Origin of the sequence: Arthrobacter sp. AG367 (genome assembly GCF_007828995.1) — a bacterium.
Taxonomy (GTDB): Bacteria; Actinomycetota; Actinomycetes; order Actinomycetales; family Micrococcaceae; genus Arthrobacter.
This window is the reverse complement of the sequence record NZ_VIVE01000001.1, coordinates 774055-800735: the sequence shown is the minus strand read 5'-3', so window position 1 is coordinate 800735 and position 26681 is coordinate 774055. Positions and strand designations below refer to the sequence as shown.

Here is a 26681-nt window from a genome sequence, read left to right as displayed (position 1 = left end):
CAAGGACAGCAAAAGGCCCCTGGTTCTTCGGAACCAGGGGCCTTTTGCCGTCCGCAGCTCAGAAGCCTGACGTGCCCGCAAAGACCTGGATGAACGCGAAGAAGATGGTGGCGACGACGGCCACGTACAGCAGTGCCGTGATGATCCAGCCGGAATCACCCAGCACGCGGGCCGCCCCCGCGGGCATTGGGATCACTCCGGCCGTGATGTTCCTGATGGTGGTCCACACAAAGAGCGGAATCATGGCCGCCCAGACGATCATGCAGAACGGGCACAGGATGTGGATCGAATACAGGGCCTGGGACCACAGCCACACCACGAAGGCGAAGCCGAGCGTGACGCCCACCTGAAGCCCCATCCAGTACCACCGCGCGAACGCGGCACCGGACAGCAACGCCATGCCCACGGTTATGGTGACGGCGAACGCGACGATACCGATGAACATGTTGGGGAAACCGAACAGCGAACTCTGCCACGTCTGCATGACCTGGCCGCAGGAGATCCAGGGGTTCACGTCGCAGACGGTGGTGTGGTTGGGGTCCTTGAGGACTTCGAGCTTTTCCAGGACCAGGGTTCCGGAGGCAAGCCAGCCCACGATTCCGGTGATGACCAGCAGCCAGCCGAAGGGCCGGTTCCGGGCCATCCGCGGAACGCCTGCGGCCGCAGTGGCCTGCGGATCCGTGGCCCTTTCCGTTTCATGGGCGCTGACGGGGGAGATGCTGGGCATGGGTGTGGCGTCCTTTTCGTCCGGTGCTCCTGAGCCTGATTGTAACGCCGGCGGCTGGTGCCGCCACACAGGAATGGGAACGGAAGTGCCTGCCTCCGCGGCGATCCGGCGCGGGTATGAGAGAATGAACGTGGCTGGAAGCCGATCCACATTCGGACTCCGGTCCGGTGGTATGTTCCCAAGACCGCCAATGATGGGCAGGGCAGGCTTCGGATTCTTCCGGCACTCCCGCCACTCCATTGGGCGGCACCTGGTTGTGGCACGCAGAACAACGGGTTTTCAGAACATCCACCGGCTCCCACGGGCTGCCGCACCCCAATGACGGTGCGAACCTGGGAGTATCCACGTGACTTCTGTCAACGCCTGCGGGTTTTGACAATATGTGCCCCAATGGGTGCCGGATGTGGCGGTACGTCAGGGGCAGGAGTGTTGCCACATATGGACAATGATCAGGAACTGGCCGTTAACGATGATGCACCGGCTGCCGAGGCTGCTGCTGCACCCAAGAGGGCTGTACGTACCCGCCGGAAAACGGCTCCCAAGACCGAAGAAGACGTGACGGATGCAGCGGCCACGGCGCCGGAGGCAGCCGCCCCTGAAGTAAGCGGCGACTCGCCGTCGGCGGAAGCCGCCGCGGCGACCAAGGCCCCGGCCCGCCGCACCCGCGCCCGCAGGAAAGCGGACGCCCCCGAACCCCTGCCCGCCTTCGCTGATGACGCAGAGGCAACCGCTGCCGCCGGCACTGCGCCTGTTGATGCTGCGTCCGTTGATGCCCCGGCACCGGCCGTGGCCGGTGAAGACGCTGCCGCAGCACCTGCTGCCACGGCGGACGCCGAAACCAAACCTGTTCGCCGCCGTCGGGTAGCCACCCGCAAGGCCGCGTCCCCGGCTGCCCCGCCCGCGGCGGAAGCCGCGGCAGCGGACGCCGTCGCTGCAGAACCAGCAATCCCGGAAGCCCCGGCACAGGAACCGGCCCGGGAGGAAGCTGCCGCCCAGGAAGCAGCTCCTGCGCAGGAGCAGCCCCAGGAACCCGTCGCGGCCGCCGAGGCTGCCGGAGCCCCCGGGCCTGCCCGGGAAACCCCCGCTGTGGCCAAGGAAGAGCACGCTGCGGTCAAGGAACAGACCGCCCCCGCCGCGGCCGCCAGCCCCTTTGGTTCCCTCTTCCTGGAGCCTGCATCGCCCACATCCGTGCTCTTCCAGGCCCCGGACCTCAGCACCGTGGTCCGTCCCGCAGCACCCGCCGTCGAGGAACCTGAAGAGGAAGAAACCGACGACGGCGACGATTCCTCCAGCCGCCGCCGGCGCCGCAGCCGCGGCCGCAGGGGCCGCAGCCGCGTCGGCGACAAGGCGGACGAGGACATCGAGGGTGGGAGCGCCGAGGCTGACGCCGAGGACGAGGCCGACGAGGACAGCGCCACACAAGCCGAGGACGGCGTGACGTCCCGCCGCCGCCGTCGCCGCCGCCGCGGTGACCAGGACCTGGAGCTGACCGGCGGGGAAGGCGACGACCCGCCCAACACGGTGACGAGGGTCCGTGCCCCGCGCGCGGTCAGTGAAGCGCCGGTCAACAACCGGGTCACCAGCGTCAAGGGCTCCACCCGCCTTGAGGCCAAGAAGCAGCGCCGCCGCGAATCCCGCGACACCGGCCGCCGCCGCACCGTCATCACCGAGGCCGAGTTCCTGGCCCGCCGCGAATCCGTGGACCGGCAGATGATCGTCCGCCAGCGCGACGACAGAATCCAGATCGCCGTCCTTGAAGACGGTGTCCTGGCCGAGCATTTCGTATCCAAGACCCAGCAGGACTCGCTCATCGGCAACGTCTACCTGGGCAAGGTCCAGAACGTGCTGCCGTCAATGGAAGCTGCGTTCGTGGACATCGGGCGTGGCCGCAACGCCGTGCTGTACGCCGGTGAGGTCAACTGGGAAGCCGTCAACCTCGAAGGCAAGCAGCGCCGCATCGAGAACGCGCTCAAATCCGGCGACACCGTCCTGGTCCAGGTGACCAAGGATCCCGTCGGCCACAAGGGCGCCCGGCTGACCAGCCAGATCTCCCTTCCCGGCCGCTACCTGGTCTACGTGCCCGGCGGCTCCATGACCGGCATCTCCCGCAAGCTGCCCGACGTCGAACGCAACCGCCTCAAGCGCATCCTCAAGGACCGCCTGCCCGAGCACGCCGGCGTCATCGTCCGGACCGCCGCGGAAGGTGCCTCGGAAGAGGAACTGACGCACGACATCAACCGCCTGCGCGCCCAGTGGGAAGGCATCGAAAGCCAGTCCCAGTCCACCAAGATCCTGGCCCCGGAGCTGCTGTACGGCGAACCGGACCTGACCATCAAGGTGGTCCGGGACGTCTTCAACGAGGACTTCTCCAAACTGATCGTCTCCGGTGAGGAGGCCTGGGACACCATCGAGGCCTACGTCACGTACGTGGCGCCGGACCTGGTGGGCCGCCTCGAGAAGTGGACCAAGGACCAGGACATCTTCTCCGCCTGGCGCATCGACGAGCAGATCCACAAGGCCCTTGAGCGGAAGGTGTTCCTGCCCTCCGGCGGCTCCCTGGTCATCGACCGCACCGAGGCCATGACCGTGGTGGACGTCAACACCGGCAAGTTCACCGGCAGCGGCGGCAACCTCGAGGAAACCGTCACCAAGAACAACCTGGAAGCTGCCGAGGAAGTGGTGCGCCAGCTGCGGCTGCGCGACATCGGCGGCATCATCGTGATCGACTTCATCGACATGGTGCTCGAATCCAACCGCGACCTGGTCCTGCGCCGCCTGGTGGAATGCCTGGGCCGCGACCGGACCAAGCACCAGGTTGCCGAGGTCACGTCGCTGGGCCTGGTCCAGATGACCCGCAAGCGCATGGGGACGGGCCTGCTGGAAGTCTTCGGCGAGCAGTGTGAGGCCTGCGCCGGCCGGGGCGTAGTGACGCACGACGATCCCGTGGAGCACCGCCGCGCCAACATTGTGGCGGCCGAGCACCACGTCCAGCGCGCCGACAGCCGCCCCGAAGCCCGCGGGGAAGCCCACCGCCCCGAAGGGCAGCGGGCCGATGGCGGCCAGCCCGGAGTCCGTCCCGAGCGCAAACGGCGGCGGGGACGCGGCGGCCAGCAGCCCGAGGCTGCCCCGGCGCCTGCTGTCCACGTCCACACCGTCCTTCCGGACCCCACAGACGCAGAGCGGCACGCAAAGGCAGAGGCCACCCGGCTTGCCCTGGCGAACATCGCGGCTGCCGCCCATGCGGCCCACCTGCATGACGATGAGGTGGCAGCCACCCGGCAGGCACCGTCCGCCGAGCCTGCGCAGGCCCCTATTGAAGAGAAGCACGACGCCGATGGCCCGGCACGCCCCGCAGCTGTCCTGACCTTCGGCGGCGAGGAAGTCCCGCTTCCCTTCGTGGAGCACGCTGAGGACCAGCATCCCAGGCCCGCCCTCACGCTGGACCGGCTCGCGGAAGCCTTTGCCCACCTCGGCCAGCCGGCTTCCCCCGTGGAGAACGCGCCCGCCAAGGCCGCAGACACGGTGAAGCCGGCCGAACAGTCAGCGCCCAAACAGTCGGTGCCCGAACAGCAGCCCGGCGGGGGAGCGGAGGCGCGTGCCGCCGTGGAAGCTCCGGCGGAAAAGGACTACTCCGACCACACGCTGGAGCAGTCCCGGCAACGCAGGCCGCGGCGCCACCGCGCTGCCAGCCGTGCCCAGGGTGCCGCAAATGAAACCGTTGTCCAGCACCACGAGAACGTCCAGGCGACAGGCGCGGGGCACTCGCACGCAGCCAAGGCCCCGGACACCGCCAAAGCACAGCCCGCTGCGGCGGAGCCCGGCAAGCCGGCAGGGGAACCGATCATCCTCGGCGTCGGCGTCCCCGCCTCGGAGCTCTAAGCCAGGGCGCAGCCAACGCGCCACCCAGGAAGTCCCCGTCGTGCGGACTGTTCCCCCATGAATCCAGGGGGAACAGTCCACGGGCGGGGACTTCCTGCATGCGCGGGTGCTGTCACCTTTCCGCCGGGTACGCCCCAGCGGCTACTCTGGAACCCGACACGGGGTGCCGCGCAGAAGGCCGGCTGAGATCCACACCCGTTGAACCTGTCCGGCTAGTACCGGCGAAGGGATGTCTGTTGTCTTCGACCCTCTCCATGCCCCTGCCCACAGCGTCCGGCGTGGCCCCCGCGCTGCCTGGGGGCCGCGATGTCCCGCGCGTCCTCTCCATTGCAGGCTCCGACCCGTCCGGCGGGGCCGGGATCCAGGCGGACCTCAAAAGCATTGCCGCCCATGGCGGATACGGCATGGCCGCGATCACGGCACTCACGGCGCAAAACACCCGGGGCGTGCAGTCCGTCCACGTCCCGCCGGCCGGCTTCCTGGCCCAGCAGCTGGACGCGGTCAGTGACGACATCAGCATCGACGCCGTCAAGATCGGCATGCTGGGCGACGAGTCGGTGATCCGCACTGTCCGCCAGTGGCTCGGAAAGGCCCGTCCCGCCGTCGTGGTCCTGGACCCCGTCATGGTGGCCACCAGCGGCGACAGGCTGCTGAAGGAATCCGCCGAAGCCGCGCTCCGGGAACTGCTGCCCCTTGCCCACCTCATCACCCCCAACCTTCCCGAGCTCGCGCTGCTGCTGGGCACGGAGCCGGCGAAGGACTGGGACACCGCGCTGGACCAGGGCAGGCGCCTGGCGGAAGCCACCGGAGCCACCGTGCTGGTCAAGGGTGGCCACCTTTCAGGCCTCGACTGCCCGGATGCGCTGGTCAACACTTCGGGCCTCCTGGGGCCGGACGTGGTGGAAGTGCAGGGGAAGCGGGTTTCCACGCGGAACAGCCACGGGACGGGCTGTTCCCTGTCCTCTGCCATGGCAACAGTCCAGGCCCGTTTGGGCAATTGGGAGGCATCACTGCGAACGGTCAAGCCCTGGCTGGCCGGCGCACTTGAGAACTCCGGCCAATTGGAGGTGGGCCAGGGGAACGGCCCCGTACACCACTTCCACCACGTGCGGCCGGTCCTGGAGGAGGGCGGCTTCGCGGCCCGGTTGTGGTCGGAAGCCCAACAGGACCTGGCGGACATCTACGCACTGGACTTCATCCACGGCCTGGCGTCCGGAGACCTTCCGGAGAAGGACTTTGCCTACTACCTGGCGCAGGATGCCCTCTACCTGAACGGCTACTCCAGGGTGCTGGCACGGGCCAGCGCGCTGGCCCCCTCGGAGGCCGAGCAGCTTTTCTGGGCCGGATCCGCGCAGCAGTGCCTTGAGGTGGAATCGGAACTCCACCGCTCGTGGCTCAGCACCCGCCCGGCCCCGAAGGGCCTGGGCCCCGTCACCAAGTCATACGTGGACCACCTCACGGCAGCGTCGGCGTCGGGCAGCTATGCCGTCCTCGCCGCCGCCGTGCTTCCCTGCTTCTGGCTCTACGCCGAAGTCGGCGGGAAGCTCCACGCCCGGTTCCTGGCCTCGGGCGAACCGGACGGCCATGCCTACGCGGCCTGGCTCCGGACGTACGCCGACGAGGGCTTCGCCGAAGCAACCCGCAAAGCCATCGCCATCGTGGATGCAGCCGGACGGACCGCGCCGGACCATGAGAGGGCGGCGATGGTGACGGCGTTCAAGCAGTCCTGCCGCCTGGAAGTGGAGTTCTTCGACGCGCCGAGGCTGCATTCCTGACCCCCGCGGGCCGGGCCCGGCTATGATGGTGGAGCACGGTTGCGGCGGTTCCTGCCGGGCTGTGGTTACTACCACAGCCGGCCCGCCTGAACCAGCCTCATTTGCGGCCGAAGATGGATTTAGCGTATTCTTGATCTTCGGTGCTTACGCCAACACTTGGGTTACGACCCCACGGCGTTGAGGCACAGCGAGAAACCAAGCTTTTAGCAAGTCGGTTCCGCACGCAAATTTTGTAATAAACGTCGAGAGAAGTGAGTTCCCAAGTGGTGTACGCGATTGTCCGCGCAGGCGGCCGCCAAGAGAAGGTTTCCGTTGGAGACTTCGTTACCCTGAACCGCGTCGCCGGTGGAGCCGGCAGCACCATTGAGCTGCCCGCACTGCTCCTGGTTGATGGTGACAAGGTCACCTCCGCCGCCGCTGACCTGGCCAAGGTAACTGTTACGGCTGAAATCCTCCAGGACCTGCGTGGTCCTAAGATTGTCATCCAGAAGTTCAAGAACAAGACCGGCTACAAGAAGCGCCAGGGTCACCGCCAGGAACTGACCAAGGTCAAGATCACCGGCATCAAGTAACCACCGGTTACTGTTCAGGCATTTCAACAGATTCCCCAGAATTTAGAGGCAGGCATTTCAGATGGCACATAAAAAGGGCGCGAGCTCCACTCGCAACGGTCGCGATTCCAACGCTCAGTACCTCGGCGTCAAGCGCTTCGGCGGCCAGGTTGTTTCGGCCGGCGAGATCATCGTCCGCCAGCGTGGCACCCACTTCCACCCGGGCGCCGGCGTTGGCCGTGGCGGCGACGACACCCTGTTCGCCCTGACCCCGGGCGCCGTTGAATTCGGCACCCGCCGCGGTCGTCGCGTAGTCAACATCGTTGCTGCTGCAGCTGCAGAGTAACAACAAGTTCTGAAACGGTGGAGCGGGCCTGAGGGTCCGCTCCACTGTTCTTTTAACCGCATTACAATCGATGTGGCGTCCCCTGGGCCGCCAGGTAAACAGTTTCTGAGGAGATCCACGTGGCCAGCTTTGTAGACCGGGTAGTACTGCACGTATCCGGCGGTACCGGCGGCCATGGGTGCGTCTCCGTCCACCGCGAGAAGTTCAAGCCGCTGGGCGGACCCGACGGCGGCAACGGGGGCAACGGCGGCGACGTGATCCTCCGCGTCGACCACCAGACCACCACGCTTCTTGACTACCACCACGCACCGCACCGGCACGCCAGCAACGGCGGCCCCGGCATGGGTGACTGGCGCGGCGGCAAAAACGGTGAAACCCTCATCCTGCCCGTCCCGGACGGCACCGTGGTGAAGTCCAAGGACGGCACCGTCCTGGCTGACCTCGTCGGCGAGGGCACCGAGTACGTGGCCGCCGCAGGCGGCATTGGCGGACTCGGCAACGCCGCCCTGTCCTCGCAAAAGCGCCGCGCCCCCGGCTTTGCGCTGCTGGGCATCGAAGGCGAGTCCCGCGACATCGTCCTGGAACTGAAGTCCATCGCCGACATCGCGCTGGTGGGTTTCCCGTCGGCCGGCAAGTCCAGCCTCATCGCGGCGATGTCCGCGGCCCGGCCCAAGATCGCTGACTACCCGTTCACCACGCTGGTTCCCAACCTCGGCGTCGTGCAGGCCGGAGACGTGCGGTTCACCATCGCCGACGTACCCGGGCTCATCGAAGGTGCCAGCGAGGGACGCGGCCTGGGCCACCACTTCCTGCGGCACGTGGAGCGCTGCGCAGCCCTGGTGCACGTGCTGGACTGCGGCACGCTGGAATCGGAGCGCGACCCGTTGTCGGACCTCGCCATCATCGAGGGCGAGCTGGAGAAGTACGCCGTCGACATGAGCTACGCAGGCCAGGACGGCGAAGTGGTACCCCTGAACCACCGCCCCCGGCTGGTGGCCCTGAACAAGGTAGACCTGCCCGACGGCAAGGACATGGCCGAATTCGTGCGTCCGGAACTCGAATCCCGCGGCTACCGCGTGTTCGAGGTGTCCGCCACCAGCCATGAGGGCCTGCGCCAGCTGGGCTTCGCCATGGCGGAGATCGTCAAGGCGGCCCGCGACGCCGTCGCTGCGGCACCGCCCAAGGTCCAGCCCGCCGTACTGCGTCCCCGCGCCGTCAACGAGGCCGGCTTCAAGATCCGGCGCGAGGAAAAGAACCTGGAGCCGCTGTTCCGCGTCCTCGGCGAAAAGCCCGAACGCTGGGTCAAGCAGACCGACTTCACCAACGAGGAAGCCATCGGCTACCTTGCGGACCGGCTCGCCAAGCTCGGCGTGGAGACTGAACTGTTCAAGCAGGGCGCCAAGCCGGGCGACACCGTGGTCATCGGCGGGGACGACGGTGTCGTCTTCGACTGGGAGCCCACCATGATGGCAGGGGCCGAGCTCCTGGCGTCACCGCGCGGCACCGATGTGCGGTTCGCAGACATTGGGGATCGGCCCACCCGCAGCCAGAAGCGCGATGAGCAGCAGGAGCGCCGTGACGCCAAGGCCGCCGCCCGGGCCGAGCTCGAGGCGGAACGGAAAGCCGGTATCTGGACCGAATCCGTCAGTGGCCGCCGCGCTGCCCACCCTGTGAAGGAGAGCGGACTGGAAGCGGACGATGACCTCTAGGGGCATGACCGCGGAACCCGCCGGGCGGACGGCGGACAGGAGCGCACTGGCAGGCGCCCGCCGGATCGTCGTGAAGGTGGGCTCCTCGTCTCTGACCAGCATCAAGGGCGGCATCTCGGAGGAATCCCTGACCGCCCTGGCGGACGCACTCGCGGCCAAGCGCAACGCGGGCGCCGAGATCATCCTGGTCTCCTCCGGCGCCATCGCGGCCGGACTGGCCCCGCTGGGACTGGCCAAGCGCCCCCGCGACCTCGCCACCCAGCAGGCCGCCGCCAGCGTGGGCCAGGGGCTGCTGATGGCCCGGTACACCCAGGCCTTCGGCGCGCACGGCGTCACCGTCAGCCAGGTCCTGCTCACGGCCGAGGACCTGATGCGCCGCAGCCAGCACACCAACGCCCTCCGCGCCATGGACCGGCTGCTGAACCTCGGTGTGGTCCCCGTGGTCAACGAGAACGACACCGTGGCCACCCACGAAATTCGCTTCGGCGACAACGACCGGCTCGCCGCCCTGGTGGCGCACCTGGTGCGCGCCGACGCACTGGTGCTGCTGTCCGACGTCGACTCCCTCTATGACGGGCCGCCCGCCCAGGGTGCCAAGCGCATCCCCCTGGTCACGGGCGCGCACGACCTCGAGGGCGTTTCCATCGGCAAAGCGGGCAAGGCCGGTGTGGGAACCGGCGGGATGATGACAAAGGTGGAAGCTGCCAGCATGGCGGCAGGTTCGGGCATTCACGCCCTGGTGACCTCCACGTCCAACGCCGCCGCAGCCCTGAATGGCGAGGACGTGGGCACGTGGTTTTCCGTCAACGGTTCCCGCAAGCCCGTCCGGCTCCTGTGGCTGGCGCACGTTGCCTCGGTGCAGGGCCGCCTGGTCCTGGACGAGGGGGCGGTGCGTGCCGTGCGGCACCACCGCACCTCCCTGCTGCCGGCAGGGATTTCCGCGGTGCAGGGCGACTTTGAAGCGGGCGACGCCGTGGAGCTGGCAGGAACCGACGGCATCGTTGTGGCCCGCGGCCTGGTGAACTACTCGTCGGAGGAGCTGCCCCGCATGCTGGGGCGTTCCACCCGGGAGCTGGGCGAGGCACTGGGCAGCGGCTATGACCGCGAAGTTGTTCATGTTGATGACCTGGTGCTGGTCTGAGCCCAGGGCTCGCCTAAACTTGGAGCATGACTGAAGCCCTGATCCACACTGCTGAAAATTCCGGAACCACTGCTGCGCAGGCGCAGCCGGGTGCCGTGGCAGAACAGGGATCAGCTGCTGCGCCTCTATCCGCTGCGGAGGTTGAAGCGGCTGTCCACGCCCTCGCGGACCGGTCCCGCCACGCTGCCCGCCGGATGGCCACTGCCAACCGTGCCTGGAAGGACCGCGCCCTCCGGGCTGTCGGAGCCGCCCTGCAGGAGAACGTGCCGGCCATCCTCACCGCCAACGCCATGGATGTGGAAAAAGGCAAGGCCAACGGCACCTCCGCCGCGCTCCTGGACCGGCTCACCCTCACCGAGGCCCGCGTGGCAGGGCTGGTGGCCGCCCTCGAGAACCTGGCCAACCTCCCGGATCCCGTGGGCAATGTGGTGCGCGGCCAGACCCTTCCCAACGGGCTCCGCCTCCGCCAGGTCAACGTGCCCATGGGCGTCGTGGCGGCCATCTACGAGGCACGGCCCAACGTCACCGTGGACATCGCGGGGCTGGCCCTCAAGAGCGGCAACGCCGTCATCCTGCGCGGCGGCAGCGCTGCCGAGGCCACCAACCAGGTCCTGGTCCGGGTGCTGCGCGAAGCCCTCGAATCTGTGGGCCTTCCGGCCGACGCCGTGCAGACCGTGGACCAGTACGGCCGCGCCGGTGCCAACGTCCTGATGAAGGCCCGCGGCAGGGTGGACGTGCTGATTCCCCGCGGCGGCCGCGACCTGATCCAGACCGTGGTGACCAACTCCGCCGTGCCCGTCATCGAAACGGGGGAGGGGAACGTCCACATCTTCCTCGACGAGTCCGCCGACGAAAACATGGCCGTGGAGATCCTGCTCAACGCCAAGACCCAGCGGCCCAGTGTCTGCAATACGGTCGAGACCCTGCTGGTGCATTCGCGCTCAACCGTCCTGCCCGCCGTGGCCGCCGCCCTGCGTGGCGCCGGTGTCCGCCTGCACGTGGACGGGCGCATCAGCGCCGCGCTGCCCGGGATCGAGACCCAGCCGGCCACGGATGTGGACTGGGGAACCGAGTACATGGACCTTGACCTGGCCGTGGCCATGGTGGACAGCCTCGATGAGGCCGTGCAACATATCCGCACCTGGTCCACCGGGCACACCGAAGCGATCCTCACCAACAGCCTTGCCAACGCTGAACGGTTCATCGCCGAGGTGGATTCGGCGGCGGTGATCGTGAACGCTTCCACGCGGTTTACCGACGGCGGGGAACTTGGCCTCGGTGCCGAGGTGGGCATTTCCACCCAGAAGCTGCACGCCCGCGGGCCCATGGGCCTGACCGAGCTCACCACCACCAAGTGGATCGTCCAGGGCGAAGGCCAGGTCCGCGCATAGCAACGCGGTAACATAGACCAGAACCCGGAAAGCAGCGGAAGGTTCCGCTGCCCGTAAATCCTTGAACATAGGGGAGAAAATGCTGCTCCAGCAGATTGCCACGTCCGTCGCCGCCGCAGGTGAATCAGGCCATGAGGAGCTTGCGCCGCTGTGGGCCGAACCGTGGGTCTTTGGCGTTTCCATGTTCGGCATCCTGGTGGTCCTGATGTTCATTGCCTGGTCCTACACCAACCTGGGCAACCGCCACGCCGCCACGGACGAGCACGCCGATCCGCACCGCCAGCACCCCAATAAGCACGATCGCGGGCAGGGCCACTAAGATTTCCCACAACCTGCACCGCAATGGTGCCCGGGGGCGGCTGCGGCTTGGCGTGATGGGCGGGACATTCGATCCCATCCACCACGGCCACCTTGTCGCGGCCAGCGAAGTCGCGGCGGAGTTCGACCTCGACGAGGTGGTCTTCGTCCCCACCGGGCAGCCATGGCAAAAGTCCCATAAACAGGTCAGCGAGCCCGAACACCGCTACCTGATGACCGTCATCGCCACGGCATCCAATCCGCGCTTCACCGTCAGCCGTGTCGACGTTGACCGTCCGGGTCCCACCTACACCATCGACACCCTCCGCGACCTCCGGGCCCAGCGCCCCGATGCCGACCTTTTCTTCATCACCGGCGCGGACGCCCTGGCGCAGATTTTGTCCTGGAAGGACATTGACGAGCTGTGGTCGCTGGCCCACTTCGTGGGCGTGACACGTCCCGGGCACGTCCTGGACGGGATGGGCCGCGACGACGTCAGCCTCCTGGAAGTTCCGGCCATGGCCATTTCGTCAACGGACTGCCGGGCCCGTGTGGCAGCGAACAACCCGGTCTGGTACCTGGTCCCCGACGGGGTGGTCCAATACATCGCCAAGTACGGCCTGTATTCGGACCCGCCGCCTGCAAGCGCGGATGAAATAACTTCCGAAGCACGCGAACCAGCCAGTACTGAATGAGTTCTCAATGAGTCAGGAACAGCCCCCAATCCGCAGCCGCCGGGAACTCCGGAAGGCCAGGGACGCCCAACAGGCCACCCCGCCCGCCACCGGGCAGCGCCCGCCTGCCGCGAACCGGCCGGCCGACGGCGCACCCGCACCGGCGGGACAGGATGCGACGGCCCGCTCCCGCTCCGCAGTAACAACTCCGCCGGCCCCCGCCGACACGCCTGCCGACCGGACGCCTGAAGACCAGACGCCCACCCAGCGTTCGTCCCAGATCCGCGCCCGCGACCGGGCCGCGCTTCGCACCATCAAGGAACTTGAGGAAAAGGAAGGCCAGCTTGCTGCCGGGGGACCGCCCACCCGGCGCCAGCTGCGGTTGCAGCAACTCAAAGAGCAGGCACTGACGGCCGCCAATCCGATTGTGCCACCAGCCGCTGCGCCCGCCCCCACCGCGTCGTCAGGAGCGGACACTGCTGCCCCGGCCCCTGCAGCGAACACCGGCGCGCCGGTAAAAACTGGTGCCCCGGCGAAACCAGGGCCCGCAGCCGCCGCTGAACGTCCTGCACCGGCTCCAGGAGGCGCCCCGGAGGGGATGACGGTGGAACAGGCACTGGAAGCGCGGGCGCTGATCGCCGCGCAGGCCAGGAACCAGATCGCCAAAATGGAGCACATCGCGTCTGTGGATCCGGAGGCCGTCGATCCGGAGATCCTGGCCGAACAGATCGCCCTGGCGGAGCGGGCCGCGGTCCTGAACCGCAGGGCAATGGCCCGGCAGAAGCTCGCCGAACAGGCGGGGAATCCTCCCGCCCCGGCCAGGGAAGCCGCCGCCAAAGACAAGCCCGGCCCGTCCACCGCCAACAACCTGGCGATGGTGACGCCGCTCGAGTTCGTCCAGGTGCCCGGCGTCGAACGTCCGGTGATGAAGCCGCCGGCAACCTCGCATGTCCCGGTCACCACCAGGCCCGGCACCAAAGTTCCGGGAAAACGCAAACCTGCCAACCGCCCCAAGGCGCCAGCGCCCGAATCCGCCAGCGGCAGGTCCCAGGTCATAGCCCGTGCCGAGGCAGCGGCCAAAGCCGCCAGCCGTCCCAAACGGGTATCGCTCCCGGACAACCAGACGGAGAACCCCTCAGAGGATCTCTTCGAGGATCTTCCCCGCGTCCCTGCCCGCGCCGCCCATGGCCTTGACCCCCTGGACGCCGCAACGGCCGGCCTGACAAGGGCGCGGCGGAACCGCATCCTTCAGTTCTGCATCCTCGCGTTCGGGATCCTGGCCCTCATTGCCGGCATCATCCTGATCGTCAGCGGCATGTCCCGCTGACCGCACCGGCATCAACTTTTCACCAAACAAGGAGTCCCGTGACTGCAACAGAATCGTCCATTGCAATAGCCCGTACGGCCGCCAAGGCCGCCGCCGACAAGATTGCGCAGGACATCGTCGCCATGGACGTGAGTGAACGCCTGGCCCTGGCCGACGTCTTCCTCATCGCCTCGGCACCCAGCGAACGCCAGGTCAACGCCATCGTTGACGGCATCGAGGAAGAACTTGCCAAACAGGACCTGCGGCCGGTGCGCCGCGAGGGCCGTTCCGGCGGCCGGTGGGTCCTGCTGGACTACGCCGACGTCGTCATCCACGTCCAGCATGAGGAGGACCGGGTGTTCTACGCACTGGAGCGGCTCTGGAAGGATTGCCCCGTGGTGGACCTGCAGCTCGGGGACGACGCATCCGCCAAAGCCGGCGCAATAGCCGACAGCGAGTAGGCCGCGCCCGCGCCGTGAACGTGTGCGGAGAGTGAATATTCCCGATTTGGAATTTTCGGAATTGCTGTTCTAAGATATTTGAGTTGCTTCGGGGGAGACCCCGGAGAGAGCTCCTTGGAGCAGCAACAATCCGGGGCTGTGGCGCAGCTGGTAGCGCACCTGCATGGCATGCAGGGGGTCAGGGGTTCGAGTCCCCTCAGCTCCACCGGCGGGTCCGCCGGAACCATCCTGGTTCCGGCGGACTTTTTCGTTTCCAGCCGTTCCCGCGCAGCTGACGACGGCTGAATGCCTGCAGGACTGCGCGGCGGAGGAGCGCGGTTCCGGGGCCGTTGACCGCCGATTGGCGTCCAGCGGAAAAGTGCATTACTCTGGTCAGGTTGCTCCGGCGAATTCGACCGGAAGGAACAAGAGTACGGGGCTGTGGCGCAGCTGGTAGCGCACCTGCATGGCATGCAGGGGGTCAGGGGTTCGAGTCCCCTCAGCTCCACCGATACTCGGAAAAGGGAACCATCACATTTGTGCTGGTTCCCTTTTTCGTCGTTGTTGGGGGCCTGGTCCTTTTCTCTCCGGATGGGGACCTGCAGCCGGTGGAAAAACCCTTCCCGCGCAGGTCAAAGCGGGGTACAACTGAGGTTGAGGGCACATCGTCCCGCCGCCCGGCCGCTTTCACCCAAGAGCGGGGACGCGGGACAGGCTGACGAGGAGGTCACAGATGTCCCACGCAGATGGTTCCGGCTACAACGGCGATGCTGTTCCAGAGGAATCGCGCCTGACACGCGATACCGCGATCCGGGGGCCTGCGAGGCCCGCTCCATACATCGGTGCCGGCATCATCCTGGCCGCCGCCATCCTCTTCCCCCTCATGCCGCAGCTCTACTCCTTCGATGCGCCCAGGCTGGCCGGGCTGCCGTTCTTTTACTGGTACCAGCTGCTCTGGGTGCCCATTTCGGCCATCCTGACCGGCACGGCCTATTGGCTGGTAACCAAGGAAGACCGACGACGGCGGGCTGAGGCACGTCCAGGCGGCCCGCCACGGGCAGGCACAGCCTCCGCTGATGCCGGGTTGGGAGGGGACCGGCCATGAACGGGCGCGAGATCAACTGGATTGCCTTGATCATTGTTGTGCTGCTGTTCGTCGTTGTTGCCGTCATGGGCTTCCTGGCCGCCAAATGGCGCCGCAGCGGAGAGGTGGAAGGACTGCACAGCCTGGACGAGTGGGGCCTGGGCGGCCGCGGATTCGGCACCTGGATCACTTGGTTCCTGCTGGGCGGGGACCTCTACACCGCCTACACCTTCGTGGCAGTGCCCGCAGCGATGTGGGCCACGGGCGCCGTCAGCGGCTTCTTTGCCGTGCCCTACACCATCGTCCTCTATCCGATCATCTTCATCATCATGAGCCGTTTGTGGTCGGTGTCCCACCGCCATGGCTACGTCACCTCAGCGGACTTCGTGGGCGGCCGCTACGGCAGCCGCTGGCTTTCGCTGGCCGTCGCCGTCACGGGCATCGTGGCCACCATGCCCTACATCGCGCTGCAGCTGGTAGGCATCAAGGCCGTCCTCACGGTCCTTGGCCTGGGCAGCTCAGGCAATGTGCTCCTGACCGACCTGCCGCTGATCCTGGCCTTCGTGGTCCTGGCCGCGTACACCTACACATCGGGACTCCGCGCGCCGGCGATGATTGCCGTCGTCAAGGACCTCCTGATCTACCTTGCGGTGATCGTGGCCGTCATCTACCTGCCCATCAAGTTCGGCGGCTGGGACACCATCTTCAGTTCGGCACAGGCCAAACTGGGCACGGTGAACCAGGCCACCGGAAAGCCCGCAGGGGTCTTCATTCCGGGTGCTGCCAACTACTCCGCCTACTGGTCACTGGCACTGGGTTCGGCCATGGCGCTCTTCATGTATCCCCACTCCGTGACGGCGGTGCTGGCATCCAAGGCCCGCAATACCATCCGCCGCAACGCCGCCATCCTGCCCCTGTACTCGCTGATGCTTGGTTTCCTGGCCCTGCTGGGTTTCGTGGCCATCAAGGCGGGCACCAAGCCCATCGACCTGGACGGATCGGTCAATCCGCAGTTGGTGGTACCGCAGCTGTTCCTTGACCATTTCCCGGCCTGGTTTGCGGGGGTGGCCCTGGCTGCCATCGCCATCGGGGCGCTTGTCCCCGCGGCGATCATGTCCATTGCGGCGGCAAACATGTTCACCCGAAACATCTACCGCGACTTCATCCGGCCTGACGTCGATGCCAGGACAGAGGCGAAGGTTTCCAAGATCGTCTCGCTGGTGGTGAAGGTGGGCGCGCTGGTCTTCGTGATCGCCATGGACCAGTCCGCGGCCATCAACATGCAGCTGCTGGGCGGCATTTGGATCCTGCAGACCTTCCCGGCCGTGGTGGCCGGCCTGTACACCCGGTGGTTCGACCGCTGGGCGCTGCTTGTCGGCTGGGCGGTGGGCATCATCTTCGGAACAATCTCCGCATACAACGTGGTCAATCCGGCGACCAAGGCCCATTTTGGCGGCTCTTTGGCCCCCATCCCCGGGACGGACTTCACCGTTTACATCGCGGTGTCCGCGTTCGCGCTGAACCTGATTGTCGCCGCCGTCCTGACCCTGGTGCTGCGGGCCCTGAAGGTCCGCACGGGGGAGGACCTCACCCGGCCCACGGATTACGCCGCCGACGAGACAGACCCGAAGGTGGTCCAGATCGAGAAAATCCAGCCTTTCACCCGGCCAGGCGGACCTCCGCCGGTGGCCTGAAGGAAGCCCGGGTCCTCCCCGGGATTAGGCCGCCCTCCTGCCGGGTTACGTCCCGGCAGGAGGGCGCTGTACGTGGAGTGTTGGCGGGAGTAAAACGGCTCACATCCAGGCGGTGCGCCGCAGCGGCGGTTCCTCTCCACCCGGGCGGCGCACCAGCACCTGGTTGACTCCGGTCAGCCCGGTTTCGAAGCCAATGGCGCTGCTGGCCATGTAGAGCCGCCACACCCGGGCGCGTCCCGCACCGGCCAGCTTCACCGCCTCGTCCCAGTTTTCCTCAAGCCGGCTTACCCATGCCCGGAGCGTGAGCGCGTAGTGCCGGCGGAGGGCCTCCACGTCGAGGACTTCGAACCGCGCCGTTTCCAGGGCGGCCACCATTTCGCCGAGGCTGATCATCTCCCCGTCGGGGAACACGTACCGGGGAATGAATGAGTCCGGGTCCGGGCTGGTGGGGCCGGCGTTCCAGGAGATGGCGTGGTTCAGCAGCCGCCCGCCGGGCCGGAGCAACCCGTAGAGGGCCGAGGCGTAGGCGGGGGTCTGGGCGCGCCCGACGTGTTCGGACATGCCGATGGAACTGATGGCGTCGAATGGCCCGTCGCTGACATCCCGGTAATCCTGGACCCGGATGTCCACTTTGTCCGTCAGGCCGGCGTCCGCTGCACGCTTGCGGGCCAGGGCGGCCTGTTCCCTGGAGAGCGTCACGCCCACTACGCTGACGCCGTACCTGGCGGCAGCGTGGAGGGCGAAGCTGCCCCAGCCGCAGCCCACATCCAGCACCCGCATCCCCGGTTGAAGCCCCAGCTTGCGGCAGACCAGGTCCAGCTTGGCCTCCTGAGCGGCGTCCAGCCCCGAGTCAGGGCCACTCCCGGGGGCTTCGGCGCCGCCGGCGGCCCATACCGCGCAGGAATAGACCATCGACGGTCCCAGCACCAGGGCGTAGAAGTCGTTGCCGACGTCGTAATGATGCGAGATGGCGGCCGAATCCCGGCGGCGGGAATGCATCCTGCCCTTTTTGGCAATGCGCGCCTCCTCCGGTGGCGGGGCAGGGTTGGGCCCGATGGCGCCGAGCCGGACCGCGGTGCGCAACAGCAGCCAGAGCTCGCCTGCGGTCAGCGGGCGGAACGGCCCGGGCTCGGCGAACTTGCCGGCCGAGCTCAATGCCGTGAACGCCGCGAAGATGTCCCCCGGGGTGTCGATTTCACCTGCCACGTAGGCGCGGCTCAGTCCCAGCTGTCCCGGCGACCACAGAATGCGGCGCAGAGCCTTTCGGGACCTGAACTCCAGGACGGGTGCGTCCACGGGTCCCGCTTCCGAGCCGTCCCACGCGCGCAGGCGCAACGGGATCTGCCCGGTCCCCAGCACCACCCCCAGGGCCTTTTCCAGCCGGGCAGCGTGCCCGGTGCTTCCGTTTCCTGTCCGTTCGGCTGCTCCAGTTTCCATGCGCCTACCCTAAGGCCGTGTTGGCTTCCGCGACTATCATGGGCAGGTGAGTCCTGACCCAACCGACGTGGTGGTAATCGGGGCGGGCCAAGCCGGCCTCTCGGCTGCCTACCACCTGCAGCGCCGGGGAATTGATTATGCCGTGCTGGACGCCGAGGAAGGGCCGGGCGGTGCATGGCGGCACCGCTGGAGGAGCCTGCGCATGGCCACGGTCAACGGAATCAGCGATCTGCCGGGCATCGCCAAACCGGAGGTGGATCCGGCGGAACCGAGCTCGGAATTCCTGACCCGGTACTTCGGAAGCTACGAGGCTGAGCTGGGTCTGTCCGTTCTCCGGCCCGTCAAGGTACGGGCCGTCAGGCGCGAAGATGATGACCCGGCCGGGCGCTTGCGGGTCGAAACCACACGCGGGGACTGGACGGCCAGGGCCATCATCAACGCCACCGGTACGTGGACCCGCCCGTTCTGGCCCATTTACCCGGGCCAGTCCTCGTTCCGCGGCAGGCAACTGCACGTCGCCGACTACGTCTCCGCGGAGGAGTTCCGCGGCAAACATGTGGTGGTGGTGGGTGGCGGCATTTCCGCCGTCGGGCTGCTGGAAGAAATTTCCCGCGTCACCACCACCAGCTGGTTCACCCGAAGGGAACCGGTGTGGCGCGACGCGCCGTTCGATGCCACAGCGGGCCACGAGGCCGTGGCGCTCGTGGAGGACCGTGTCCGGCAGGGACTTCCGCCGCAAAGCGTCGTGTCCGTGACGGGCCTCATCTGGACACCAGCCCTCCGCGCGGCCAGGGGAAGGGGCGCCCTCGACCGGGAGCCGATGTTCACGTCCATCGAACCGGACGGCGTCCGCCGCGCCGACGGAAGCCTCCGCAAGGCCGACGTCATCCTGTGGGCCACCGGCTTCAGGGCGGAACTGGAACACCTCGCCCCGCTTCACCTGCGCGGGCCCGGCGGCGGAATCGCCATGGACGGAACCCGGGTGGCGGCCGAGCCGCGCGTCCACCTGGTAGGTTACGGGCCGTCGTCGTCCACCATTGGCGCCAACCGTGCGGGCCGCGCGGCAGTGACCGGGATCCTGAAGCTGCCTGGAATGGCGACGGCGGCGAAAACGGTAACGTGGGGGTGATGCCCCGGGACGCGGGGCGAACGAAGGCAACAGAAGGCGGCAGGACACCGGTGGCAGCAAACACCCTGGCGGACATTTTCAACGTCCTGCGCCGGCGGCCCGATGTCGAAGCCCCCAACCTGCAGGCCTGGGATGCCACGGACCGGCTGCTGCTGGAGACCGCAGTGCAGCTGGGGCGGGCCGGCGGTACCGTGGCGGTGATCAATGACCGCTACGGGGCCCTGACGCTCGGCGCCTCGGCAGTGCTTGCCCCGGCGGCGCTGCGCGTGCACCAGGACCTGATCACAGGGGAAAGGGCACTGCGGCTCAACGCGGCCGAACTGGGGGACGGGCCCGGGGCGGAGTTTGTCCAGCTGCCCCTGGGGCACCAGCTGCTGGCGGGAGCAGACACCATCCTGCTGCAGCTCCCCAAAACCCTCGCGGAACTGGAAGAAATCGCTGCCGCCGTGGCCCTGCATGCCGCACCGGACGTCCAGCTGCTGGCAGGAGGCCGGGTGAAGCACATGTCGCTGGGCATGAACGCCGTCCTTGAACGGTACTTCGTTTCGGTGCAGCCGCAGCTCGCCCGGCAAAAGTCCCGGGTCCTCCTTGCCGCGGGCCCCAAACCCTCCACCGCGGCGCCCCGCTTCCCGGTGTTGGAGCACCTTGCCGGCCTGGACCTGGACGTGGCAGCCCACGGCGCAGTCTTTGCCGGCCCCAGGCTGGACATCGGCACGCGTTTCCTCCTGGCGTTCCTGCCCCGGATGAAACCGGCACGGCACGCCGTCGACCTCGGCTGCGGTACCGGAATCCTTGCCGCGATGTACGCGCGGCAGTTCCCGGGAGCCGCCGTGACAGCCACCGACCAGTCCGCGGCCGCAGTGCAGTCCGCCCTTGCCACCGCCCGCGCAAACGGCCTGGCAGACCGCATCAGCGTTCTGCAGGACGATGCGCTGAGCACCTTCCCGGACGCCGCCGTGGACACCGTGCTGCTCAACCCGCCCTTCCACGTCGGTGCGGGCGTCCACGCCGGTGCCGGCCTCAAGATGATCCAGGCAGCCGGGCGGGTGCTGGCTCCCGGCGGCGAGCTGTGGACGGTCTTCAACCGGCACCTCGCCTACCTGCCGGCGTTGGAACGGTACGTGGGGCCCACCGTGGTGGAGGGGCGGAACCCCAAGTTCACCGTCACCCGAAGCAGCCGCCGCCCCCTCTGACTGGAACGCGCCCGGCCACCGGGGGTCCACCGCCGGGAACCGCGGGTGCCGCGCCGCGCCGCCGCCCGCGCATATGGGCGGGGGACCACCCTTAACGTACGATTCAAAGCATCACCATCACGAGGTAGCCGAAGACGTTTAGGGGACACAGTGTCTGAGATCCGCCAATCCTCTCCGAGACGCGGAACCAACTTGCCCAGGATGGGGGATTTCAACCTCACCGTCATCCTTGACGCAATCCGCAGGACGTCCGGTGGCCTGAGCCGCGTTGAACTGGCCCAGATCGTGGGCCTGTCCCCGCAGACCATTTCGAACATCTCGCGCCGCCTGCTGGACCAGAACCTGATTGTCGAGGCCGGCAAGGAGGGTACCGGCCCGGGCAAGCCGCGCACCATCCTCCGCCTCAATCCCGGCGGCATGTACGCCCTTGGTGTCCACCTGGACCCCGCAGTCACCACGTTCGTGGTGCTGGACCTGGTGGGATCTGTTGTCCGGCACTCGCGGATCAAAACCCCTGGCGGAAACGATCCCTCCGCCGTGATCAGCACCATCGCTGCGGAAATCGACCAGCTCGTCGCCGATTCCGGCGTGGACCGCAGCCGCATCGCCGGCCTGGGCGTGGCTGCGCCCGGCCCCATCGACCTGGACAACGGCACGGTCGTGGATCCACCACTGCTGCCCGGCTGGGACAGGGTGGAGCTGCGCGAAGCGCTGGCCGGGGCCACCGGTTACTCGGTACTCGTTGACAAGGACGTCACCAGCGCCGCCGTGGCGGAGACATGGGCAGGCGGGCCCAGCGGCGCCGGCAGCTTCGTCTTCATGTATATGGGCACAGGCATCGGCTGCGGCATCGTCCTGAACGACGAAGTGGTCCGCGGCACGTCCGGCAACGCCGGGGAGATAGGACACATCATCGTCGATCCCGACGGCCCACCCTGCGACTGCGGCCTGCGCGGCTGCGTGAAATCCTCCTGCATCCCGCAGGTCCTGGTGGCGGAGGCGGAAGCAGCGGGCATCCTGGACGGATCCCGCGCGGGTAACAGCGGCGCCGAAGTCCAGCAAAGCTTCGCCCGGCTGTGCGCACTCGCCGACGGCGGGGACGAACGCGCCGCTGCCATCCTGGACAAATCCGCCGTCCTGGTGGCCCGGGCGGTCTCCGTTGTCACCAACACCCTCGACGTGGAACGCGTCGTTTTCGGCGGCCCCTTCTGGAGCGGACTGGCGGAGCGCTACCTGGAGCTGATTCCGCCACTCCTGGATGCCAACAGCGACGTCAGGCTGATCCACCCCATCGAGGTTGTTGGCACGGGCGTCGGGGAGGACGTGGGAGCCATCGGCGCCGCCTCGCTGGTCCTGGAACATACCCTCGCGCCCCGGGCCCAACGGCTCCTGCTGGAAAGCTGAGGAACAGCATGCTTCGCCGGACATCGAAAACCGTCTCCCTGCTGGCCGCCGTGGTCCTTGCCCTTGCGGCCTGCACTCCCGGAAACCCAGCCGAGGGAAACAAGACCATCAAGGTGGCCTACCAGAAAACGGATTCGTTCAAGACCCTGGACACCATGTTCCAGGATGCGAAAAAAGAGTTCGAAGCCGCACACCAGGGCGTCACCATCGAACTGCAGCCCATCCAGGCGAACGACGACGACTACGGCACAAAGCTGGCCCTGGCCCTTCGCTCGCCTGCCACTGCTCCGGACGTCTTCTACGAAGACACCTTCAAGGTCCGCTCCGACGTGGACGCCGGGTACCTCCTGAAGCTGGACAGCCGGCTGGCCGGATGGGGTGACTGGGACAAGTTCAGCGACGGCGCCAAGGAGGCCGGGAAAGCGGACGACGGCGGCACGTACGCGGTGCCGCTGGGCACCGACACCAGGGCCATCTGGTACAACAAAAAGGTCTTTGCGGCCGCCGGCATTGGGTTGCCGTGGCGCCCGTCCAGCTGGCAGGACATCCTGGACACCGCAAGGAAGATCAAGGCATCCAACCCGGACGTCATCCCCTTCAACATGTATGCCGGCAAGGGCACAGGTGAAGGGACCGTGATGCAGGGCTTCTATGAGCTCCTCTATGGAACCGGGGCAAGCCTCTATGACACGGATTCGAAAAAGTGGGTCGTTGGGTCTGCCGGCTTCAAGGACTCGCTGACCTTCCTCAAGACCCTTTACGGCGAGAACCTCGCAGTGGCCCCGGCCGAGGCGCTGGACCCGAACATCTGGAAGAAGGTGTTCGGTGAATGGTTCCCGAAAGCAAAGCTCGGGGCAACCGTGGAAGGCTCCTACGCGCCGTCGTTCTGGCAGGCCGGTGGAAGCTACGCGTGGCCGGGCTACGAACAGGACATGGGCGTGGCCCCGTTCCCGACGCAGAACGGCGGCGCCCCCGGCGCGGTCAGCATGTCCGGCGGGTGGACCCTTGCCGTCGGGGCGGAAACCAAGCAGCCCGACCTTGCCTTCAACTTCCTCACCACGGCACTCAATGCCAAGAACTCGCTGGCCTTCACGGTGGCCAGCTCACAGATCGCCGTCCGGACCGACGTGGCCGCCGACCCCGCCTACCAGTCCGCCAACCCGTTCGTGAAGGACGTGTCCGGCCTGGTGGCCGTCACCAAATTCCGGCCTGCCACCTCCGACTATCCGCGGATTTCCGCTGCCGTCCAGGAAGCCACCGAGGCCGTGATCACCGGCAGCAGGAGCCCTGAACAGGCAGCGGCCGACTATGACACAGCCGTGGCCGGCATCGTGGGCGGCGACAAGACCGTCCGGAAGTAGCGTTGGCGGCCCACCACCGGACACGGCAGCTGCTCCGCTACCTGCCCGTCCTGCCTGCCGTCCTGCTGCTGCTCGTCTTCCTGGCCGGCCCGGTACTGTGGGCCTTCCACGCCTCGCTCACCAACGCCGGACTGACCGGCCGCAACGCAAGGAACCCCCAATGGGTGGGGCTGGAGAACTACCAGCGGCTGCTGGAGGACCCCGTCTTCCCGCTCTCGCTGGCGCTGACGGTCCTGTTTGTCGCAGGCTCGGCAGTCCTGGGCCAGAATGTGCTGGGACTGGCCCTCGCCGTCCTCATGCGCCGCGCACGTCCGATCGTCTCGGCAACTGTTGGCACCGCCGTCGTTGCCGCCTGGGTCCTGCCGGAAATCGTGGCCGCGTTCGCCGCCTATGCCTTCTTCAGCCGCGACGGCACGCTTAACCAATTGCTGGGCCGCTTCGGTGCGGGGGAAACCGACTGGCTCTACACCGTGCCCATGGCCGCCGTGATCCTGGCAAACGTGTGGCGCGGGACCGCCTTTTCCATGCTGGTGTACCGGGCAGCGCTCAACGGCGTCCCGGCAGAGCTGACCGAGGCCGCGCACATGGACGGGGCCGGTGCCTGGCAGCGGCTGGCGTTCATCACGCTGCCGGTGATCCGCGGCAGCATCGCCACCAACCTGATGCTGGTTACCCTGCAGACCCTGGCTGTCTTCACCCTGATTTGGGTCATGACTGCGGGCGGACCGGCCAACGGCAGCACCACGCTGCCTGTCCTGGCCTACCAGGAAGCCTTCAAATTCGGTGACATCGGCTACGGCACCGCCGTAGCGTCCGTCCTCATCCTGATCGGCGCCGTGTTTGGCGCAGCCTATCTCCGCCTCCTCAGTGAGCAGAAGCCGTGACTGCACCGAAATGGGCGGGACGGCGGCTCCCGCAGCAACAGCCCGGCCAGCCCAGCCCCAGCCGTCCACGCCGAGTGCAGCCCAGGCGCGGCCGTACCCGGGGCAACGCGTGGGCGGACGCGGTCCTGGTGCTGATTGGCGCCTGCTTCCTGCTGCCGTTGTTGTGGCTGGTGTTCGGTTCCGTGGATCCGGCCGCCGGACACGGCACCAGGGTTCCGCAGCAGCCCGGCCTGGACAATTTTGCTGCCGTCCTGACCCCCGAACTGCTGTTTCGTCCGCTGTGGAACAGCCTGCTGCTGTCCGCGGGGACCGGAACGGTTACCCTGGCGGCGGCCGTGCTTGCGGCGTACCCGCTCTCCCGCTACCAGTCCAGGTTCAACAAGCCGTTCCTGTACGGCATCCTGTTTGGCACCTGCCTTCCCGTTACCGCCATCATGGTGCCGGTCTACGGACTGTTCGTGCAGCTGCACCTGCTGGATTCCCTGCCCGCCACGGTGCTTTTCCTGGCCGCCACCAGCCTGCCGATGGCGATCTGGATGACCAGGAACTTCATGGACGCCGTGCCTCTGGCCCTGGAGGAGGCGGCCTGGGTGGACGGCGCCTCCAGGCTGGCCGCCCTGCGATCGATCGTGCTTCCGCTCATGCGCCCGGGCCTGGGTGTGGTGTTCATCTTTGTGTTCATCCAGGCTTGGGGGAACTTCTTCGTTCCGTTCGTACTCCTGCTGTCCGAGGGCCGGCAGCCGGCGGCAGTGTCGATCTTCAGCTTCTTCGGCCAGCACGGGGCAGTGGCCTACGGCCAGCTGGCCGCATTCTCGATCCTCTATTCGGTCCCGGTCCTGGCCCTCTACGTCTTCGTGGCACGCGGCTCCGGCAACTCGCTGGCCCTTGCGGGCGCAGTCAGGGGTTAGTCGATGTCCTCAAAGACCACGCCGAACGGCAGGGTGTCGTCGAGGTGGGCCTGGTGCCCGGTGGAGCCCGGGTTGTACACCACCCGGACACCGTGCAGCTTTTCCGCCGCAGACTGCATCAGGACAGGCCGGACCGTATCGATGAACATCTGGCTCTTGTCGGCGAGGTATTCCTTGTAGGTGGCTGGAAGCTCGATCATGGCAAAAGGATAGACCTGCAGACCCCGCATGGGGAGGGGTGCCCATTGCCGGGTTCCGGGCGCCGGGCTTGGATAGGATGGCGGGCGGGACACGGCCTTCCGGACCGCGCGCCCATCACCGTCTTCAGGGGGAGATCCAGTGCTTTCGACCAGCGTGCCCGCAAGAATCCAGCCTGCGGAGCTGGCCAGGGCGCAGCGGGTGGCCGCCGGCGTCGCACGCAGTTTCGATGCCAAGGTGGTGGGCCAGTCCCGGCTGCGGGAATCGCTGCTGGTGGGCCTGCTGACCGGCGGCCACATCCTGCTTGAGAGCGTACCGGGACTGGCCAAAACCACTGCGGCCCAAACGCTGGCCGAAGCCGTCAGCGCCGAATTCCGCCGGATCCAGTGCACCCCGGACCTGCTGCCCAGCGACATTGTGGGAACCCAGATCTACGACGCCGCCAAGGGAACGTTCCGCACCCAGCTGGGGCCGGTCCACGCCAACATCGTCCTGCTCGATGAAATCAACCGGTCCAGCGCCAAAACCCAAAGCGCCATGCTGGAGGCGATGCAGGAACGCCAGACGTCCATCGGCGGCCAGGACTACCGCCTCCCGTCGCCGTTCCTGGTCCTGGCAACGCAGAACCCCATCGAGCACGAGGGTACATACCAGCTGCCCGAGGCCCAGATGGACCGCTTCATGCTCAAGGACGTCCTGGACTACCCCAGTCCTGCGGAAGAGGCGCAGATCATCGCCCGGATCGACGCCGGCGTCTTCACGCCGGAACAGAAACCGGCGGCGGCCGCTTCCCTTGATGCCATCCTGGAGATCCAGGAACTGACCAGGCGCATCTACATTGACCCGGCGGTGATCAACTACATTGTGGGCCTGGTGTACGTGACACGGAACGCGGCCCAGTACATTGACGCCCGGCTCGCCGGGTTCATCGAGTTCGGCGCCAGCCCCCGTGCGAGCATCGCCTTCAGCCAGGCCGCCCGCGCCGTGGCACTGCTGAACGGCCGCGACCACGTCATTCCCGAGGACGTCAAGGCGCTGGCCCATCGGGTGCTGCGGCACCGCCTGATCCTGAACTTTGACGCGGTGGCCCAACAGGTTCCGGTGGAATCGGTAATCGACGCGGTCGTCGCCGCTGTCCAGACTCCCTGAACCC

Annotated in this window: 23 protein-coding genes, 2 tRNA genes and 1 riboswitch; of the genes, 22 read left to right on the top strand and 3 right to left on the bottom strand. The window is 67.3% G+C overall.

Features of this window, described 5'->3' with window-relative positions; translation table 11 throughout:
- Window positions 1-58 precede the first annotated feature (58 nt).
- Complete coding sequence (locus FB478_RS03675; RefSeq protein WP_056390664.1) at window positions 59-727, bottom strand: vitamin K epoxide reductase family protein; 669 nt, start codon at window positions 725-727, stop codon at window positions 59-61.
- A gap of 438 nt (window positions 728-1165) precedes the next feature.
- Here FB478_RS03675 and FB478_RS03670 point away from each other — a divergent pair, with 438 nt between their 5' ends.
- The 15 genes from FB478_RS03670 (at window position 1166) to mctP (ending at window position 17014) form a co-directional block, all read left to right on the top strand.
- Window positions 1166-4606 carry a ribonuclease E/G gene (locus FB478_RS03670; RefSeq protein ID WP_144599802.1) on the top strand — a complete coding sequence of 1147 codons (3441 nt, stop codon included), beginning with the start codon at window positions 1166-1168 and terminating at the stop codon, window positions 4604-4606.
- 149 nt (window positions 4607-4755) lie between these two features.
- Window positions 4756-4853: riboswitch (TPP riboswitch) on the top strand.
- A gap of 7 nt (window positions 4854-4860) precedes the next feature.
- Entirely contained in the window at window positions 4861-6381 is a 1521-nt protein-coding gene (thiD, locus tag FB478_RS03665; RefSeq protein WP_056390658.1) for a bifunctional hydroxymethylpyrimidine kinase/phosphomethylpyrimidine kinase, read from the top strand.
- A gap of 263 nt (window positions 6382-6644) precedes the next feature.
- Complete coding sequence (rplU, locus tag FB478_RS03660; protein WP_003803420.1) at window positions 6645-6953, top strand: 50S ribosomal protein L21; 309 nt, start codon at window positions 6645-6647, stop codon at window positions 6951-6953.
- Between the two features lie 61 nt (window positions 6954-7014).
- Window positions 7015-7278, top strand: coding sequence for a 50S ribosomal protein L27 (rpmA, locus tag FB478_RS03655; RefSeq protein WP_009372867.1), 264 nt, complete (start codon window positions 7015-7017; stop codon window positions 7276-7278).
- A gap of 119 nt (window positions 7279-7397) precedes the next feature.
- The gene (gene obgE / locus FB478_RS03650) at window positions 7398-8987 is read left to right on the top strand and encodes a GTPase ObgE (RefSeq protein WP_018769462.1); all 1590 of its coding nucleotides are present in this window, start codon (window positions 7398-7400) and stop codon (window positions 8985-8987) included.
- Window positions 8988-8991: 4 nt separating this feature from the next.
- A complete protein-coding gene (proB, locus tag FB478_RS03645; RefSeq protein WP_018769461.1) occupies window positions 8992-10128 on the top strand; it encodes a glutamate 5-kinase in 1137 nt (378 codons plus the stop codon).
- 26 nt (window positions 10129-10154) lie between these two features.
- Window positions 10155-11519: a glutamate-5-semialdehyde dehydrogenase gene (locus tag FB478_RS03640; protein WP_056390655.1), complete on the top strand. Its 1365-nt coding sequence runs from the start codon at window positions 10155-10157 to the stop codon at window positions 11517-11519.
- Window positions 11520-11598: 79 nt separating this feature from the next.
- Entirely contained in the window at window positions 11599-11838 is a 240-nt protein-coding gene (locus tag FB478_RS03635; RefSeq protein WP_018769459.1) for a hypothetical protein, read from the top strand.
- A gap of 1 nt (window position 11839) precedes the next feature.
- Window positions 11840-12511, top strand: a complete 672-nt coding sequence (gene nadD / locus FB478_RS03630) for a nicotinate-nucleotide adenylyltransferase (RefSeq protein WP_377204418.1) — start codon at window positions 11840-11842, stop codon at window positions 12509-12511.
- Between the two features lie 7 nt (window positions 12512-12518).
- Window positions 12519-13817, top strand: coding sequence for a hypothetical protein (locus FB478_RS03625; protein ID WP_134164659.1), 1299 nt, complete (start codon window positions 12519-12521; stop codon window positions 13815-13817).
- 38 nt (window positions 13818-13855) lie between these two features.
- Window positions 13856-14257 (top strand): ribosome silencing factor, encoded by a 402-nt coding sequence (rsfS, locus tag FB478_RS03620; RefSeq protein WP_018769456.1) that lies wholly within the window; start codon window positions 13856-13858, stop codon window positions 14255-14257.
- Window positions 14258-14389: 132 nt separating this feature from the next.
- Window positions 14390-14462: transfer RNA gene (locus FB478_RS03615), tRNA-Ala, on the top strand.
- Between the two features lie 209 nt (window positions 14463-14671).
- A tRNA-Ala gene (locus FB478_RS03610) sits at window positions 14672-14744 on the top strand.
- Between the two features lie 225 nt (window positions 14745-14969).
- On the top strand, window positions 14970-15341 hold the full coding sequence (locus FB478_RS03605; protein ID WP_018769455.1) for a DUF3311 domain-containing protein: 372 nt from the start codon (window positions 14970-14972) through the stop codon (window positions 15339-15341).
- Window positions 15338-17014, top strand: a complete 1677-nt coding sequence (mctP, locus tag FB478_RS03600) for a monocarboxylate uptake permease MctP (protein ID WP_018769454.1) — start codon at window positions 15338-15340, stop codon at window positions 17012-17014. The genes FB478_RS03605 and mctP overlap by 4 nt, the downstream gene beginning before the upstream one ends.
- 99 nt (window positions 17015-17113) lie before the next feature.
- Here mctP and FB478_RS03595 read toward each other — a convergent pair whose 3' ends face one another.
- Window positions 17114-18451, bottom strand: a complete 1338-nt coding sequence (locus FB478_RS03595) for a class I SAM-dependent methyltransferase (protein WP_018769453.1) — start codon at window positions 18449-18451, stop codon at window positions 17114-17116.
- A gap of 46 nt (window positions 18452-18497) precedes the next feature.
- On the opposite strand from FB478_RS03595, the gene FB478_RS03590 reads away from it, so the two are divergent.
- From FB478_RS03590 to FB478_RS03565, 6 genes are all read left to right on the top strand, one after another.
- Entirely contained in the window at window positions 18498-19580 is a 1083-nt protein-coding gene (locus FB478_RS03590) for an FAD-dependent oxidoreductase (protein ID WP_134164660.1), read from the top strand.
- Between the two features lie 50 nt (window positions 19581-19630).
- On the top strand, window positions 19631-20773 hold the full coding sequence (locus FB478_RS03585; protein WP_056390644.1) for a class I SAM-dependent methyltransferase: 1143 nt from the start codon (window positions 19631-19633) through the stop codon (window positions 20771-20773).
- Between the two features lie 201 nt (window positions 20774-20974).
- Window positions 20975-22177, top strand: a complete 1203-nt coding sequence (locus tag FB478_RS03580; protein ID WP_134164661.1) for an ROK family transcriptional regulator — start codon at window positions 20975-20977, stop codon at window positions 22175-22177.
- Window positions 22178-22185: 8 nt separating this feature from the next.
- Window positions 22186-23538 carry an extracellular solute-binding protein gene (locus FB478_RS03575; RefSeq protein WP_018769449.1) on the top strand — a complete coding sequence of 451 codons (1353 nt, stop codon included), beginning with the start codon at window positions 22186-22188 and terminating at the stop codon, window positions 23536-23538.
- A gap of 2 nt (window positions 23539-23540) precedes the next feature.
- On the top strand, window positions 23541-24422 hold the full coding sequence (locus tag FB478_RS03570) for a carbohydrate ABC transporter permease (RefSeq protein ID WP_018769448.1): 882 nt from the start codon (window positions 23541-23543) through the stop codon (window positions 24420-24422).
- 74 nt (window positions 24423-24496) lie between these two features.
- Window positions 24497-25330, top strand: a complete 834-nt coding sequence (locus FB478_RS03565) for a carbohydrate ABC transporter permease (RefSeq protein ID WP_018769447.1) — start codon at window positions 24497-24499, stop codon at window positions 25328-25330.
- Here the strand turns inward: FB478_RS03565 and FB478_RS03560 are convergent.
- Window positions 25327-25560 carry a hypothetical protein gene (locus FB478_RS03560; RefSeq protein WP_018769446.1) on the bottom strand — a complete coding sequence of 78 codons (234 nt, stop codon included), beginning with the start codon at window positions 25558-25560 and terminating at the stop codon, window positions 25327-25329. The two genes, FB478_RS03565 and FB478_RS03560, sit on opposite strands and share 4 nt — an antisense overlap.
- A gap of 109 nt (window positions 25561-25669) precedes the next feature.
- On the opposite strand from FB478_RS03560, the gene FB478_RS03555 reads away from it, so the two are divergent.
- On the top strand, window positions 25670-26677 hold the full coding sequence (locus FB478_RS03555; RefSeq protein ID WP_018769445.1) for a MoxR family ATPase: 1008 nt from the start codon (window positions 25670-25672) through the stop codon (window positions 26675-26677).
- The last annotated feature ends 4 nt before the right edge of the window (window positions 26678-26681 follow it).